Origin of the sequence: Plantactinospora siamensis, from assembly GCF_042434095.1 — a bacterium.
Taxonomy (GTDB): domain Bacteria; phylum Actinomycetota; class Actinomycetes; order Mycobacteriales; family Micromonosporaceae; genus KBS50.
Genome location: NZ_JBHLUE010000017.1, coordinates 287,455 through 302,743, shown reverse-complemented (window position 1 = coordinate 302,743; position 15,289 = coordinate 287,455). Strand labels below are relative to the sequence as shown.

The 15,289-nt window shown below is 75.1% G+C and carries 12 protein-coding genes and 1 pseudogene; 1 reads left to right on the top strand and 12 read right to left on the bottom strand.

The window, feature by feature from the left end; all coding sequences use genetic code 11:
- Positions 1-741: 741 nt before the first annotated feature.
- From ACFFHU_RS21885 to ACFFHU_RS21845, 9 genes and pseudogenes are all read right to left on the bottom strand, one after another.
- The gene (locus ACFFHU_RS21885) at positions 742-1,578 is read right to left on the bottom strand and encodes a shikimate dehydrogenase (RefSeq protein ID WP_377341724.1); all 837 of its coding nucleotides are present in this window, start codon (positions 1,576-1,578) and stop codon (positions 742-744) included.
- Positions 1,575-2,807 carry an endolytic transglycosylase MltG gene (gene mltG, locus ACFFHU_RS21880; protein ID WP_377341722.1) on the bottom strand — a complete coding sequence of 411 codons (1,233 nt, stop codon included), beginning with the start codon at positions 2,805-2,807 and terminating at the stop codon, positions 1,575-1,577. The genes ACFFHU_RS21885 and mltG overlap by 4 nt, the downstream gene beginning before the upstream one ends.
- A complete protein-coding gene (ruvX, locus tag ACFFHU_RS21875) occupies positions 2,804-3,265 on the bottom strand; it encodes a Holliday junction resolvase RuvX (protein ID WP_377341720.1) in 462 nt (153 codons plus the stop codon). The genes mltG and ruvX overlap by 4 nt, the downstream gene beginning before the upstream one ends.
- A 207-nt stretch (positions 3,266-3,472) precedes the next feature.
- Positions 3,473-6,151 carry an alanine--tRNA ligase gene (alaS, locus tag ACFFHU_RS21870; RefSeq protein ID WP_377341718.1) on the bottom strand — a complete coding sequence of 893 codons (2,679 nt, stop codon included), beginning with the start codon at positions 6,149-6,151 and terminating at the stop codon, positions 3,473-3,475.
- Positions 6,148-6,453 carry a hypothetical protein gene (locus ACFFHU_RS21865; protein ID WP_377341716.1) on the bottom strand — a complete coding sequence of 102 codons (306 nt, stop codon included), beginning with the start codon at positions 6,451-6,453 and terminating at the stop codon, positions 6,148-6,150. Before ACFFHU_RS21865 ends, alaS begins: the two co-directional genes overlap by 4 nt.
- 42 nt (positions 6,454-6,495) lie before the next feature.
- Positions 6,496-6,945, bottom strand: a complete 450-nt coding sequence (locus ACFFHU_RS21860) for a DUF948 domain-containing protein (RefSeq protein ID WP_377341714.1) — start codon at positions 6,943-6,945, stop codon at positions 6,496-6,498.
- 120 nt (positions 6,946-7,065) lie between these two features.
- Positions 7,066-7,723: pseudogene (locus tag ACFFHU_RS21855) on the bottom strand (hypothetical protein).
- 1,991 nt (positions 7,724-9,714) lie between these two features.
- Entirely contained in the window at positions 9,715-11,346 is a 1,632-nt protein-coding gene (locus ACFFHU_RS21850; RefSeq protein WP_377341871.1) for a replication-associated recombination protein A, read from the bottom strand.
- A gap of 217 nt (positions 11,347-11,563) precedes the next feature.
- Positions 11,564-11,785, bottom strand: a complete 222-nt coding sequence (locus ACFFHU_RS21845) for a hypothetical protein (protein WP_377341712.1) — start codon at positions 11,783-11,785, stop codon at positions 11,564-11,566.
- A gap of 143 nt (positions 11,786-11,928) precedes the next feature.
- On the opposite strand from ACFFHU_RS21845, the gene ACFFHU_RS21840 reads away from it, so the two are divergent.
- Positions 11,929-12,669 (top strand): GNAT family N-acetyltransferase, encoded by a 741-nt coding sequence (locus tag ACFFHU_RS21840; protein WP_377341710.1) that lies wholly within the window; start codon positions 11,929-11,931, stop codon positions 12,667-12,669.
- A gap of 53 nt (positions 12,670-12,722) precedes the next feature.
- On the opposite strand, the gene ACFFHU_RS21835 is transcribed toward ACFFHU_RS21840, so the two are convergent.
- The 3 genes from ACFFHU_RS21835 to ACFFHU_RS21825 form a co-directional block, all read right to left on the bottom strand.
- Positions 12,723-14,042, bottom strand: a complete 1,320-nt coding sequence (locus ACFFHU_RS21835; RefSeq protein WP_377341708.1) for an MFS transporter — start codon at positions 14,040-14,042, stop codon at positions 12,723-12,725.
- Positions 14,039-14,632 (bottom strand): helix-turn-helix domain-containing protein, encoded by a 594-nt coding sequence (locus ACFFHU_RS21830; protein ID WP_377341706.1) that lies wholly within the window; start codon positions 14,630-14,632, stop codon positions 14,039-14,041. Before ACFFHU_RS21830 ends, ACFFHU_RS21835 begins: the two co-directional genes overlap by 4 nt.
- 84 nt (positions 14,633-14,716) lie before the next feature.
- Positions 14,717-15,229, bottom strand: a complete 513-nt coding sequence (locus ACFFHU_RS21825) for a GNAT family N-acetyltransferase (RefSeq protein ID WP_377341703.1) — start codon at positions 15,227-15,229, stop codon at positions 14,717-14,719.
- Positions 15,230-15,289 lie beyond the last annotated feature (60 nt).

The window sequence follows — 15,289 nt, the reverse complement described above, 5'->3', positions numbered from 1 at the left end:
TCCGGTCCGCGCGCTTGGCCATCCGTTGATGCTGTGACCGGGGAGCCGCTCGGGGCCGTCCCGCAGCCCGCCGGCCCGCCCGGCTCCGCCCAACCACGGCCGCCGCCCGCCGGCCCGCCCGGCTTCGCAGAACCACGGCCGCAACCAGCCGGCCCACCCCTTCCCGCTATGCGGGCGGCACGACGCCCGAGCGGACCGCCCACGCCGCGCGCCCAGGAGCGACCATTGCAGCGTCCCGAGCAGCGCAAACTTTGCGGGGGCGGGCGATCCGGCGGGCACTCCCGACGCTCCGCGGGCACCCGCCACGGCGCCTTTGCTCTGCTGCCCCCGGCGCCCCACCATCCGTCCGATTATCGGACACAAGGTGGGGCGTGGGAGGCAGCAGAGCAAAGTCTCCGCGGGACCGGTCCGAGCCGCCGGATAACCACGCCGATGATGGCGAGCGGGCACCGGCGAGTCCACCTCGACGATCGACGTTCGGCCGCACCGGCCGAGGTCAACCCCGTTGTCGCCGCCGTCGGACGCGCCCGCAGCGGATGGCAGCGGGATCGGGGCGACGGTCGCGGGGGCGGGATCCGCCGGGAGCGCCGACCACCTAGTGGGACGGCACCCGCGATACCCGGCCTCGCGCTCCGCCAGGCCGGCGCGACCGGCGCCAGCGGCCGCACCGTCCGGCACAGCGCGACCGGCGCTGGCGCCGGCGGCCGCGCCGGTCCAGCACGCCTACAAATCGGCAGCGGGTCAGGCCCGCCGGGCCGCCACCAGGGCTGCGGCCATCGCGGTGCGCGGGGCGGTGCGCCGGGTGAACAGCTCGAACTGGCCCGCCGCCTGGGCCAGCAACAGGTCCAACCCGGAGAGCACCGGGCAGCCGGCCGCCTCGGCGGCCACCGCGAGCGGGGTGGGCCACGGGTCGTACAGGGCGTCGAAGAAGACGCAGCCGGGCCGCCAGCGCACCGCGCCGGCCAGCGGGTCGGCCACCCCCTTGGGCACGCACGCGATCACCACGTCGGCGTCCAGCCGGACCGCGTCGGTCCAGTCGGCGCCGGTCAGCGCCACCCCGAGGGCGTCGGCCACCGGCCGCAGCTCGTTGATGGCCGCCGGCCGGCGGGCCAGCACGGTCACCCCGGCCGCGGCCAGCCGGGCCGCCGCCGCCAGCGCCGCCCGGGCCGTGCCGCCGGCGCCGAGCACCGTCACGTCGGCCCCGGCCGGTACGCCCGCGGCGGTCAGCACCTCCACCATGCCGGCCACGTCGGTGTTCTCGGCGTACCAGGCACCGGGCGCCGACGAAGCGGCTGAGGCGGGAGGGGGACGGCGTACCAGCGTGTTGGCGGCCCCGATCGCGGCCGCCACCGGCGAGACCTCGCCGGCCACCGCGAGCGCCGCCTCCTTCAGCGGCATGGTGAGGGACAGGCCGGCCCACTCCGGGCCGAGCCCGGCCACCAGGCCGGGCAGCTCCGCCTCGGCGCACTCGATGGCCGTGTACGACCAGCCCGGCAGCCCGGCAGCCGCGTAGCCGGCGTTGTGGATCACCGGGGAGAGCGAGTGGCCGATCGGCTTGCCGAGGACGGCAGCCCTCACTTGCAGTTCTCGCCGCTCAGCACGCCGTTGCGACACATCTTGTCCTGGATCTTCCGGAACCCGGCGTCGTCGGCGGCGTATTCCATGGTGCCCTTGTTGTCGGTGGTCGCGAAGAAGATGTTGTTGCTCTCCGGGGGGTCCATGGCGCCCTTGAGCGCCGCCTCACCCGGGTTGCTGATCGGGGTGATTGGCAGGCCGTCCACGTTGTGCGTGTTGTACGGGTTCTTCAGGTCGTTGATCTCACTGAGCTTCAGGTCGTTCGAGTCCTTCGGGTCCTTGCCCTGCAGACGAAGCCAGTAGTTCAGAGCGCTGTCGATCTTGAGGCAGTGGCACACCGAATACTTCCCGGCGTAGACCCGGTTGTAGATCACCCGGGAGACCGGGCCCATGTCCTTGGGGTCGACCGCCTCGGCCTGGGCGATGGACGCGGTGATCAAAGCCTCGTAGGGGCTGATCCCGCCGCGCGACTGCTGCACGGTGTCGACGAACTTGAGGTCCTGGGTGACCTTCATGAACTGCGCGACCATCATCCGGAGGATCTGCTCGGCCGTGGCGTTCTTCGGGATCTCGTACGTCGCCGGATAGAGGAAGCCCTCGATGCTTTTCGTCGACTTCTTCTTGTCGGTGCGCTTGAACCACCAGTCCGGCACCCCGAGCGCGACCGGATCCCGCGCCGCCTTCTTGAAGTCGTCCACCGGGATCTTCGTGGCCTTGGCCAGCTGATCGTAGATGGCCAGCGAGATCGAGCCCTCCGGGATGGTCACCCCGTTGACGACCCGGCTCTTCGGGTCGAGCAGCAGGGTGAGCGCGTCGGCCGCCCTCATCTGCTTGCGCAGCCGGTACGTCCCCTCGCCGACGTTCTTGGCCAGCGAGTTGGCGTCGGCGGCCTTGACGTACGCCTTCGCGCTCTTGATCACGCCCGCCTCGTACAGCGAGTTGCCCACGTCGGTGATCGTGTCGCCGTCCTTGACCTGGACGATGGCCTCGCCGCTGCCCGGGCCGGAGTAGTCGGGGGTGCCGAAGAGGCCCTGGATCCGGCCGAAGCCGTACCAGACACCGCCGACCAGACCGCCCAGCAGGACCAGCGTCATCAGCAGCGCCACCGCGGTCTTTCCCCGGCCACCGCCCTTGCCGCCCTTGCCACTCTTGCGCCGAAGCACGTAGCCCCGGCGATGTCGGCCCTTCTCGGTCCGCTGCTCCTCGAACCCGAGATCCAGCTCGTCGATCATGTTGTCCGCCTCCGCTGTGCGTCCAGCCAGCTCTGCAGGATCTCCACCGCGGCCGCCTGGTCGACCACCGCCCGCTGACGCCGTCCCTTAACGCCCCGCTCGGACAGCCTACGAGACGCGACGACAGTCGACATCCTCTCGTCACTGAGCCGCACCGGCACCGGGTCCACCACGGCCGCCAACCGCCGGGCGTAGCCGGAGGCGATCTCGGCCGCCGGGCCGTGCCGGCCCGCCAGGGTGACCGGCAGCCCCACCACCACCTCGACCGCCTCGTGCTCGCCCACCAGCCGGCGCAGCTCGGCGATGTCCGCGGGAAGGTCGGGCTCGGCGGCGCGCAGGTCCCGCGCCAGGGTCACCAGCGGGGTGGCCAGCACCCCATCCGGGTCCGACCGGGCCACGCCGACCCGCACCTGCCCGACGTCCACGCCCAACCGTACGCCGCGCGGAAAGCCGTTCATCGTGGTTCGTTTCCTCCGCAGGCAGGTCAGGGGCGGGTCGCCGTGGCCGAGACAACCACAGCAACCCGCCCCGCAGCAACCGGAACGGTCAACCCGTGCCGATCGCGACGACCGGGTCACTCCGCGTGCAGACCGGCGGACCGTGGGTCCGCCCAGGCCACCGGCCACCTCACGCTCCGCAGCCCACCCCCGGAGGCGGGGGCGATGTCAGACGGCGGCGACGGCCCGTTCCACCGATTCGAGCAACCGGGGGGCCTCGGCGGCCGGCAGGCCGCCGCCCTGGGCCAGGTCGGCGTTGCCGCCCCCGCGGCCCGAGAACGCGCCCTTCACCAGGTCGGCCGCGGACAGCCCACGCCCCTTGGCCGCCGCGTTCACGGCAACCACCATGGACGCCTTGCCGCCGGCCCGGGCCACCACGGCCACCACCGCGGGCCGGGCCGGATCGATCCGGCCCCGGATCTCCTGGGCCAGCGTCCGCACGTCGTTGCCGGCCGCGCCCTCGGGCGCCTCCGTGCCGACGTACGCGGTCCCGCCGAGGTCCCGGGCCTGCGCGGCCAGCGCGCCGGCCCCGCCCAGCACCAGCTGGGCGCGCAGCTTCTCCAGCTCCTTCTCGGCGTCCCGCAGCTGGGTGACGGTCTGCTCGACCCGGTCCGCCACCTGGTCGGCGGGCACCCGGTAGAGCTCGGCCAGCCGGGACACCAGCAGGTGCTCCCGGGCCAGGAAGCCGAACGCGTCGATGCCCACCAGCGCCTCGACCCGGCGTACCCCGGAGCCGATCGACGCCTCGGAGAGGATCTTGACGAGGCCGAGCTGCCCGGAACGGGACACGTGGGTGCCGCCGCACAGCTCCCGGGCGTAGTCACCCACCTCGACGACCCGGACCTTCTCGCCGTACTTCTCGCCGAACAGCGCCATGGCGCCCAGCCGGCGCGCCTCCTCCTGGCTGGTGATGAACGCGTGCACCTCCAGGTCGTTGAGCAGCACCTCGTTGATCTGCTGCTCGACGTCGGCCAGCACGCTCGGGGCCACCCCGGTCGGGGTGTTGAAGTCGAACCGCAGCCGGCCCGGCGCGTTCAGCGAACCGGCCTGGGTGGCCGACTCGCCGAGGAAGTTCCGCATCGTCTGGTGCACCAGGTGGGTGGCGGTGTGCGCGCGGGAGATGGCCCGCCGCCGGCTCACGTCGATCTCGGCGTACGCGGTCTCGCCGCTGCGCACCTCGCCGCGGACCACCCGGGCCTTGTGCACGGTCAGTCCGGGGATGGGCTGCTGCACGTCCAGCACCTCGAGCTGGCCGCCGCCGACCGTGATCAGGCCCTGGTCCGGCTGCTGGCCGCCGCCCTCGGCATAGAACGGGGTGGCGTCCAGCACCAGCTCCACCAGGTCGCCCTCGGCGGCCGCCGACACCGCGCCGCCGCCGGAGAGCAGGGTCCGGACCGTGGACTCACGCTCGGTCTCGGTGTAGCCGCTGAACAGCACCGGTCCGCCGGCGTCCAGCGCGGAACGGTAGACCGAGGTGTCCACGTGACCGGTCTTGCGGGCCTGGGCGTCGGCCTTGGCCCGCGACCGCTGGTCGGCCATCAACCGGCGGAAGCCCTCGTCGTCGACCTTGAGCCCCTGCTCGGCCGCGATCTCCAGGGTCAGGTCGATCGGGAAGCCGTACGTGTCGTGCAGCTGGAACGCCTTGGCCCCGGACAGGTTCGCCCCGCCGGCCGCCTTGGTCTCGGCGATCGCCGTGTCCAGGATCGTGGTGCCGGCCCGCAGGGTGGACAGGAAGGCGTCCTCCTCCGCGTACGCGTACTGGGAGATCCGGTCGAAGTCCGTCGCCAGCTCCGGGTACGACGGCGACATGCAGTCCCGGGCCACCGGCAGCAGCTCCGGCAGCGCGCGGTCCTGGTAGCCCATCAGCCGCATGGCGCGGATCGCCCGGCGCATGATCCGGCGCAGCACGTAGCCGCGGCCCTCGTTGCTCGGGGTGACGCCGTCGCCGATCAGCATGAGCGCGGTCCGGACGTGGTCGGCCACCACCCGCAGCCGCACGTCGTCCGGGTGCGACTCGCTGGCCACGTGCGACGAGTTGGCGCCGTACCGCTTGCCGGTGAGCGCGGCCGCGCGGTCCAGGATGGGCCGGACCTCGTCGATCTCGTACAGGTTGTCGACACCCTGCAGGATCGACGCCATCCGCTCGAGGCCCATGCCGGTGTCGATGTTCTTGGCCGGCAGGTCACCGAGGATCGGCCAGTCCTCCTTGCCGGCGCCCGGTCCCCGCTCGAACTGCATGAAGACGAGGTTCCAGAACTCCAGGTAGCGGTCCTCGTCGACCTCCGGACCACCCTCGCGGCCGTACGACGGCCCGCGGTCGTAGAACAGCTCCGAACACGGGCCGCACGGCCCGGGGATGCCCATCGACCAGAAGTTGTCGGCCTTGCCCCGGCGGACGATCCGGTCCGCGGGCACGCCCACGCCGCGCCAGATCTCGTACGCCTCGTCGTCGTCCAGGTAGACGGTCGGCCAGACCCGCTCCGGGTCCAGGCCGAAGCCGCCCTGCTCCACCGGCTTGGTGCTCAGGTCCCAGGCCAGGGGGATCGCCTCGGCCTTGAAGTAGTCGCCGAACGAGAAGTTGCCGTTCATCTGGAAGAACGTGCCGTGCCGGCTGGTCTTGCCGACCTCGTCGATGTCCGGGGTGCGGATGCACTTCTGCACGCTGGCGGCCCGCCGGTAGGGCGGGGTCTGCTGGCCCAGGAAGTACGGCACGAACTGCACCATGCCGGCATTGATGAACAGCAGGTTCGGGTCGCTGATGGCGGGCAGCGGAGCCGACGGCACCACGGCATGGCCGTTGGCCTCGAAGTGCGCCAGGAACCGTCGCTTGATCTCCGCCGTTCTCATCGGGTGCCTTCCTCCCGCAACCGCTGGTCCGCGCCGAATTCGGGCGCCTCGCGCACCTCGGCGAACCGATCCTCGTACAGCACGCCCTCGGCGAACGCCCGCTGGATCTCCTGCTCGCGCTCGGCCATCCCGTCCCGGACGTCCTCGACGAAGCTACGCAACGACTCCACCAGCCCGCCAACGGATTGCGTGACGGAGGTCGCCATCCCGGCCGGGGTGTACGCCTGCGCCGCCCGGGTGGCCTTGCGAACCACCAGCGCGCCCACGGCGAGCCCGACGCCCAGCCACAGCAACCTTCTCATGACCTCATCCTTCCCTTCCGGCGTTCCGCCCCGGCACCGGATTCAGCGGCCGGCCCGGCGGCGCTGCTTGATCGCCGTCCGGACCTCCTTCTCGGTCTCCGCGTTGCGCCGCGCCGCGGCGGCGCGGCGGACGCCGTACCCGAAGGAGGCGACCTTGACCAGCGGGTTCGCCGCGGCCGCGGAGACCACCGTGGCGAGGTTCGCCACGTTGGCCGTGACGTTCTGGATGTGCGTGGTCATGGTGTCGACCTTCGCGAGCTGAAGGTTGACGCCGTCGAGCGAGGTGTGCACCTGCGTCAGGGCGGTGTTGACGTTGCCGACCGTCGCGGTCACGTCGCCCAGCAACGGGCCCGTCCGCTCGTTCATGTCGTTGATCGCCCGGGTCGCGGCGTCGACCGTGTGCCGCAGCCGCAGGATCGGCACCGCCAGCACCAGCACCAGCATCAGGAACGCTCCGGCCGCGACGAGCGCAGCGATCTCTCCACCACTCACCCGTGTCCTCCTCCACCCAACAACGCGAATGTGTCGGCGCCCCTCGTACCCCGGGGGCCGGCCGGCCTATCGGAATCCGGCCGGCGATTCCACGCGTCTGCATCCGCCAACGTGCAGACCTTACAGTTCGTGACGAACACCGGCCGCACTGCGGGCGGCGTGGCGGTCCCGGAGTGGATCGTCAGGAAGGACCGGGCACGGCGCCGACATCGCCGAACGACGGGCTCAGGTCCGGCCGGGGGCGGGTCCGGTCGTCGTCGACCGCGTCCCGCACCTTCAGCGAGACCTGCGAACCGGCGCAGTCCGCCTCGTCCTTCCGCTGGCCCGGCGGGGGCTGGGTGCGGCCGTCCTGCGGCACGCTCGACGGGGCCGGCACCCCGCAGGTGGGCTTGCGCACCCACAGGTCGAGGGTCAACTCGTCCCGACGCCAGCAGCTGTAGTGGCCCTCGACCTTTTGCTCGGGACACAGCGGCGGCTGCCACGCGCGCCAACCGGCGGCCGTCAACGCGGCCACGTACACCCGGTTGGTCTCGTCCGGCTCCTTCCCGGACCGGGTGATGCGTTCGCGCAGCCGGCAGTCGATCAGGCACCAGCGGTTGCCGCTGACGTCGTCGACCGTGCCGGTCGCCGCCCAGCCGGGCAGCCCGAGATCGTCGAGCGAGGCGAAGACCGGGTCCTGGTCGGACGCCCGCAAGACGAAGAACAACGGCAGCGCGGCGAGCAGCACCAGGCAGGCGACGCCGAGGGCGGCCAGCCGGAGCCGGCGCTGCTGGCGCATCTGCCGGCGAAGCTCGGACGGGGCGCCACGAACGGCGTCCACCCCGGCGGACAGGGCGCGGTTGCGCCCGCTCGTCGAGGCCGGATCGCCGACGCCGCCACCGGCGTCGGACGCTCCACCGGGCCGCGACGGCGGGCCGCTGCCCGGTCGCGGCAACGCGCCACTGACCTCGCCGGGGCGCGGCAACGGGCCGCTGACCTGCCGCGGCAACGGGCCGCTGACCTCCGCCGATCGCGGCAGCGGGCCGCTGACCTCCGCCGACCGCGGCAGCGGGCCGCTCGTACCCGGGCCGGGCGGTGCGGACCGCGGCAAGGGGCCGCTGATCTCGGCCGACCGCGGCGCCGGCCCGCTGGCCTGCCGCGGCAGCGCGCCACTGACCTCACTCGACCGCGGCAGCGGGCCGCTGGCCCCCGGACCGGCCGAGCCGGGCCGCGGCGGCGGGCCACTGACCTCACCCGCCCGCGGCAGCGGGCCGCTCGCCCCCGGACCGGCCGAGCCGGGCCGCGGCAATGGGCCGCTCGCGCCTGGGCCACCCGGTCGGGGCGGCACGGGCGCGGCCGCGGCCACACTCCGGCCACTCGCCGCGGGCGGACCGCCACCCGGTCCGCCCGCCGGCGGACCGGACCCCGGGCCGGGTCCGCCGGGCCGGGCCGGCGCGCCAGGCACGGCGGCCGACCCGGCCGGGGCGCCGGACGCGCCTCGCCGGGTCGCGCCAGCCGGAGCACCACCCGGCCGGGCCGCCCCGGATGGAGCACCGGGCGCGGCGGGCCGGGCCGCCCCGCGGGCTGGCTCCGGCCGTGCCGGTGGGCCGCCCCGGCCCGGCGGAGCCATGCCGCGACCGGTCGGATCGTTCGGGCCGCCAGGGACACCGGCCGCTCCCGGACCGCCGGCGCCGAGCCGGTCACGACCCGCCGGAGTGGGTGGGCCACCGGGCCCGCCGAGCGGACCCGGACCGCCGGGAGCACCTGCCCGGCCGGCACCGCCCGGAACGTTCGGACCGCCGGGGCCACCGGCCGCCCCGGGACCACCCGGAGCACCGGACCGGCCCCGACCCGCCGGGACGTTCGGACCACCGGGCCCGCCGGGCCCGCCGGCCGAGCCCGGACCGCCGGGAGCACCCGGCCGGCCACGACCCGCCGGAACGTTCGGGCCGGCCGCGACACCGGGGCCGCCGGCCGGTCCGGGACCGCCGGAAGCGCCCGGCCCGCCACGACCCGCCGGAACGTTCCGGCCGCCCGGGCCACCGCCCGGTCCCGGACCGGTGGGCAGGCCGCGACCGGGGCGCGCCGGTGAAGCGCCGCCGGGGCGCGCGGGCGCGGCGCCGGCGGGTCCGGACGCCGCGCCGGATGGTCCGGGTACGCCGGGACCGGTCCACGGCGGCGCGCCGGGGTCCCCCCCGGGAGCACCGGCCGGACCGGACGGTCCGCTGACCGGTCGGGCCGGCATGCCCGGTGGCACCGGCGGCCGTCCCGGGCGAGCAGCGCCGGCGCCCGGCGGCGACCCCACCGGCCGGTCGGGCGCCGGCGGGCCGGATGCCGGGCCGGCGCCGCCGCCGCTGACCGGGTTGGCTCGGCCGCCCCGGCCGCGACGGATCCAGTCGGCAGGGCGAGCCGGCCGGCCCGCTGGGCCGATGGCACCGGTGTCGGGCTGATCCTGGCCGGCGTGCCGTGCCCGCCGGAAGGCGCCGCTGTCCTCGGCCTCGCCCGCCGCGCCGTGCCGGGCACGCCGGACCGCGCCGGTGTCCTCGGCCCAGCCGTCCGCGCCGTGTCGCCCCGACCGGAAGGCGCCGCTCTGGTCGGCGGACGGGCCGGGGTCCGCGGGCGGCGGGGGCGGCGCCGGGCGCCGCTCCGGCCGGGGATCCCCGGGCCGCCCGGCGTCCTCCTCGAACGCCTCCGGTTCCTGCTCGAAGCGGGAGCGTCCCCAGCGACGCCCGCCGGCCGACTGCCGCCGCTCGCCGGGTTCGTCGCCCGGCTGCTCCGGGCCGCGCCGTGTCACTGCAGTTCCCCCTCCGCGGCGCGTACGCCCGTGGGCGCACCGGCCCCCCGGCCTCCGCCGCCGTTCCCGGGCCGGTCCCCACCGGCCGCCGCGTCCCGGCCCCGGGACGCCGACGCGTCCCCATCCGCAACCGCCGACGTGTCCCCATCCGCAACCGCCGACGTGTCCCGATCCCCAGCCGCCGACGTGTCTCGGTCCGGAGCCGCCGGCGCGTGCCGGTCCGGAGCCGCCGACGTGTCCCGGTCCGGCGCCGCCGGCGGGTGCCGGTCGGACGCTCCGCGCGCGGGCAGGCCGCGGACGATGCCGCGCAGCGCGGGCAGCCGGCCGGCCACGGCCCGCTCGGCGCCGTGCCCGGTCGGCCGGTAGTAGTCCACCCCCACCAGATCGTCCGGAACGTACTGCTGGGTGAGCACTCCGCGCTGGTCGTCATGCGGATAGCGGTAGCCCCGGCCGTGGCCGAGCCCCCGGGATCCGGGATAGTGCCCGTCGCGCAACGCGGCCGGCACCGCGCCGCCGCGGCCGGCCCGCACGTCGGCCATCGCCGCCCCGAGGGCCGCGGTCGCCGAGTTCGACTTGGGGGCGGTGGCCATGTGTATCACCGCCTGCGCCAGGTTGAGCTGAGCCTCGGGCAGACCCACGTACTCCACGGCGTGGGCCGCGGCGGTGGCCACGGTGAGCGCGGCGGGGTCGGCCATGCCGACGTCCTCGCTCGCGAAGATCACGATGCGTCGGGCGATGAAGCGCGCGTCCTCGCCGGCCACCAGCATCCGGGCCAGCCAGTGCAACGCCGCGTCGACGTCGGAACCGCGCATGCTCTTGATGAACGCGCTGGTGACGTCGTAGTGCGCGTCGCCGTCGCGGTCGTAACGGACGGCCGCCACGTCCACGGCCCGCTCCGCCACGGCGAGGTCGATCACGACCCGGGCCGGCTGGTCGAGCCCCGGCTCCGGCTGCGCGCCGGCGGGGCCGACCGGCCGGTGCTCACCTCCGCCAAACCCCGGCTCCGGCTGCGCGCCGGCGGTGGCCGCGGCCGCGGCGGCCTCGAGGGCGGTCAGCGCCTTGCGGACGTCGCCGCCGGCCAGGCGTACCAGATGGTCCTCGGCCTCGGCGGAGAGCTCGACCGCCCCGGCGAGGCCGCGCCCGTCGGCGACCGCGCGGCGTAGCAGCCCGCGGACGGCGTCCTCGCCGAGCGGCTGCAGGGTGAGCAGCACGCACCGGGACAGCAGCGGCGAGATGACCGAGAAGTAGGGGTTTTCGGTGGTGGCGGCCAGCAGCGTGACCGTGCGGTCCTCGACCGCCGCCAGCAGCGAATCCTGCTGCGTCTTGCTGAACCGGTGCACCTCGTCGATGAACAGCACGGTCGGCGAGCCGCCGGCCCGGCGCCGGCGGCGGGCCGCGTCGATCACCGCGCGCACGTCCTTGACCCCGGCGGACAACGCCGACATGGCGACGAACTCCCGGTCGGTCGCGCCGGCCACCAGGTGCGCGATGGTGGTCTTGCCGCTGCCCGGCGGGCCCCAGAGGATGACCGACATCGGGCTCGAGCCGGCCACCAACTGCCGCAACGGGGCGCCCGGCGCCAGCAGGTGCTCCTGGCCGACCAGCTCGTCCAGGGTCACCGGACGCATCCGGACGGCCAGGGGCGAGTCGGGCGCGGGCCGGGACAGGCCGCCCCCGCCCTGCGCCTCGGGGTACGCGCCGAGCCCGCCGGCGGGCGCGGTGCGCACGCCGCCGGGCTCGGTGAGCGGGAAGAGACCGTCCGGTTGCATCAACACGACAGTACCGGCCCGGACGGCGGCCCCGGAAACACGCCGACGGCCGAGCCGGTCACAGCCGAACGCCCGGTCAGCCGCGACCCGGGCGGCGACCCCGGTACCAACGGCCACCGCCGCCGCCACCGCTGCCGGCCGGGCCCCGACCGACGCCGGCCAGGTACAGGGAGAGCAGCAGCAGCCCGATCAGCACCAGGGTGTTCCAGTTGAACAGGTCGTGCGCGCCGAGATCCGTGTTGAACAGATCCAGCAGCAGGGCGAAGCCGAAAACGATTGCCGCGGCGATGGCGAGCATCTCAGTCCTCCGGTGGGGGATCCCAGTGAGTCGGCGCGGGATGTACCCAACCGGTCGTTCCGCCAATCTCCAGCTTGGACTGCGGAGCGTGACGACCGGGCCCGGCCGCCGTCCCGCGGGCGCCGGCGGCCTAACCTGGGTTGGTGATCAACGGCGCCACCACGCTGACCGGGCGGGCCGCCATCCTGGCGGCCACCGGGCAGCACCCCTACCCCCGGCACGCGCTGGTCCGCGACTGCGAGCCGCTCGGGCGCACCGCCGCCGGCGCCACGGCGTGGCTGCTGCCCACGACCGGCGGGCCGGCGGGCGGCGCGTACGGGCCGACCGGGCCCGCGGTCGACCTGCTGGCCGGGCTGCTCGCCGAGCGCCCGCCGGCGCCGGGCAGCCTGCTGCACCTGCCCCGCGTCGGCCCGGCCGACCTGGCCGGCCGGCTCGCGGTCGACGCGCGGGACGACTGGGACTTCCGCTGGCTGACCGCGGCCCCGGCGCCGGTGCCGGGCGCCGAGCGGGTGGTCCGGCTGACCGCGGCGGACACCCCGGCGCTCACCGCGCTGATCGACGGGTCGTTCCCGACCAGCACGGCCCGCCCGGACGACCCCCGGATCGTCGCCTGGTACGGCATCCGCGACGGCGCCCGGCTGGTGGCGTGCGGGGCCGACCGCAGCCGGGGCGACATCGGCTTCCTGGCCGGGCTCACCGTGGCCACCGCCGCCCGCGGCCGGGGTCTCGGCGCCGCGCTCACCGTGGGCATGGCCCGGTCGCTGTTCGACCGGTTCGACACGGTGGCGCTGGGCGTCTACACCCACAACACCGGCGCCACCCGGCTCTACCGGCGGCTCGGTTTCACCGCCGCGCTCCCCCGCACCTCGGTCCGGCTCGCCTGAGGAGGGAAGGAAGGGCCCCTTGTTATCGCTTTCGGTATAGGAAGGGTCCCCTGTTAACGCGCCCGCGCCCGCGCCGGCGGCGGCTGCCGGGTCGGCGGCCGGGCGGGCAGCGGGGCCCGACCGGCGGCCGGGTGGGCGGAGGCCCGGGCGGCGCGCCAGGCCGGCAGGTAGAGCGGGGCCGCGACGGCCAGCACCACGGCCCCGGCCAGCATGGCCACGCTGACGCTGGTGGCGCCGGCCAGCGCCGTGAGCACGACGCCCCCCAGCGCCCCGGCCGGCTGGGCCATCATCGAGTTGAGCGACAGCACGCTGGTCCGGTACGGGCCGTCCACCTGGCGGTGCAACAGGCCCTGGTGCAGCGGGTTGCTCGCGCCGTGCACCACATAGCAGCCCAGGTAGGCGGCCAGCACCCCGACCGGGCCGGCCAGCAGACCCATTCCCACCACCGTGCCGCCCTGAATCACCCGGAGCAGGGCCGCCGTCGGGGCCGGGCCCAGCCGGCGGGCGACCGGGGCGGCCAGCGCGGCGCCGGCGGCCGAGGCCAACCAGGCGGCCGAGCCGGCCGGGCCCAGCAGCCCGGCCGCCCGGTCCGCGCCGCCAACCACGTCGGCGAGCCGGACCGGCAGCAGCGTCTCGAAGGTGACCATGCCGAACCCCCAGAACACCTCCACCAGCACCAGCGCGAGGAGCACCCGGGAGCGGCGGAGCAGCCCGAACGCCCCACCCACCGCGCCGGGCACGCCGCGGACCGAAGCGCGCAACGCCGCCACCCCGCCGGCCGGTCGCACCTCCACGAGCAGCGCCAGCAGCGCGCCGAGCGCGACCAACTGGGCGACCACGGCCACCAGCACCGGCACGGTGAGCGCGCTGACCGGTCCGAGCGGGCCCAGCGCGATCAGGCCGCCGCTGGCCAGGGCGCCGACCCCGATGGCCAGCCCGGAAACTGTGCCGGCGCCGCCGAGTCCGCGTTCGAGGTCGGCCCCGGGGTCGTCCGCCAGCGCGGCGTCGACATACCAGGAGTCCAGCGGCCCGCTGTCCAGCGCCCGGTACGCGCCCTGCAACAGAAAGACCAGCACGAAGAGCGCGAACGAGGAGGCCACCGCGAACAGCGCCAGCGAGGCCACGTTCAGCACCGCGGCCGCCACCAACACCGGCTTGCGACCGAAGGCGTCCGCCAGGCCGCCGGTCGGCAGCTCCAGCGCGAGTACGAGCAGACCCTGCGCCGCCGTCACGACGCCGATCTGGGGCAGGGTCAGGCCGCGCTCCTGCATCAACAGGACGAGCACCGGGATGAGCAGGCCGGCGGGCAGCCAGCGCAGGCCGTAGAGGATCAGGTAACGCCGGTGCGCCTGCCGGCCGGTCAGCGCGGTCATGCCGAACCCTCGTCCAGCATCGGATAGCCGGCCAGGAAGACCTGCACCGGCCGGGCGTCCGACCCGTCGGCCGGCGGCGCCTCGTGGTAGCGGGTGAGGATGGCGAAGACCTCCGCCTTTAGCGCCTCGAGCCGGTCGGGGGTGAGGGTCAGCAACATGTCGCCCATGCCGGCCGCGTCCCGCCAGGCCGAGGGCTGGTCGTGCTGCGCCGCGAACCACCGCTCGGCCTGGTCGAGCAGGATCCGCACCTGGTCGCCCTGGATCCACTCGATCGCGGCCCGCGCGTCCGGGTCGTCGTCGAAGTCGCTGGGATCCCAACTGGTGATCTCGTGCGCGGCGCGCCACCAGCGCTGCCGGCCGCTGCCCAGCTCCGGCGCCTCGGCCACCAGCCCGACCTCGGCCAGTTGCCGCAGGTGATAGCTGGTGGCGCCGGTGTTGGTGGCCAGCCGCTCGGCCAGGGCGGTGGCGGTGGCCGGCCCCCGCACCCGGAGCGCGCCGAGCAGGCGCATCCGGAGCGGATGGGCCAACACCCGGACCTGCCGGTGGTCGAGCCGCACCCGTCGTCGTTGTTCGGTCCCGTCTCGGGTCATGGATGCACAATAACTATGCACAGAATCTATGCACAAGAGTTGTGCATAGATTCTGTGCAGCGGTGGCCGCTGGGACGGCGCGGGCTACCGGCGGCGGCGGTTGGCGCGGGCCAACGAGATAGGGATCACCGTGATCGAGCGGCCGTCGACCTCGCGTACCTCCGGTTGGCCCTCCGCGAACCGGAACCGGCGGTTCATCTGCCGGACCACCTCGTTGCCCGCCAGCACCTCGCCACGCAGCTCAGCGAGCCGTAGCTCGTCGAAGGCGTGGTCAACCGCCTCGCGCATAACCTCGAGCCAGGCCGGCAGGGTCTCCCGGCGCTCGTCCAGGCCGGCGGCGTCGAGGAAGAAGCCCCACGAACCCACCGGGGCCGGGCCGTCCAGCGCCAGGTCGAAGAAGTTGACCACCCCGGCGGGCACCCCGTCCCGCTCGTAGATCAAGACCCGCCGGGTGGGGTCCGTGCGGGTCCGCGACCACCAGGCCGCGTGCTCGGCTGGGGTGATCTCGTGGCTGGTGATGCTGACCTCACGGTTGGGCGGCTGGTTCCGCCACTGCCGCATCGCGTCGAGGTCATCGTCCGTCGCCGGTCGCAACATGCGTCCGCTCACCCTCCCGTGACGTGCTCAAGCTGCCCGAACGCCACGCACGCTACAGGC

Excerpts from the sequence above, each read along its gene's own strand:
- mltG (WP_377341722.1), bottom strand. The coding sequence starts at position 2,807 with ATGATCGACGAGCTGGATCTCGGGTTCGAGGAGCAGCGGACCGAGAAG.
- ruvX (WP_377341720.1), bottom strand. The coding sequence starts at position 3,265 with ATGAACGGCTTTCCGCGCGGCGTACGGTTGGGCGTGGACGTCGGGCAG.
- alaS (WP_377341718.1), bottom strand. The coding sequence starts at position 6,151 with ATGAGAACGGCGGAGATCAAGCGACGGTTCCTGGCGCACTTCGAGGCC.
- ACFFHU_RS21865 (WP_377341716.1), bottom strand. The coding sequence starts at position 6,453 with ATGAGAAGGTTGCTGTGGCTGGGCGTCGGGCTCGCCGTGGGCGCGCTG.
- ACFFHU_RS21850 (WP_377341871.1), bottom strand. The coding sequence starts at position 11,346 with ATGCGTCCGGTGACCCTGGACGAGCTGGTCGGCCAGGAGCACCTGCTG.
- ACFFHU_RS21845 (WP_377341712.1), bottom strand. The coding sequence starts at position 11,785 with ATGCTCGCCATCGCCGCGGCAATCGTTTTCGGCTTCGCCCTGCTGCTG.
- ACFFHU_RS21835 (WP_377341708.1), bottom strand. The coding sequence starts at position 14,042 with ATGACCGCGCTGACCGGCCGGCAGGCGCACCGGCGTTACCTGATCCTC.
- ACFFHU_RS21830 (WP_377341706.1), bottom strand. The coding sequence starts at position 14,632 with ATGACCCGAGACGGGACCGAACAACGACGACGGGTGCGGCTCGACCAC.
- ACFFHU_RS21825 (WP_377341703.1), bottom strand. The coding sequence starts at position 15,229 with ATGTTGCGACCGGCGACGGACGATGACCTCGACGCGATGCGGCAGTGG.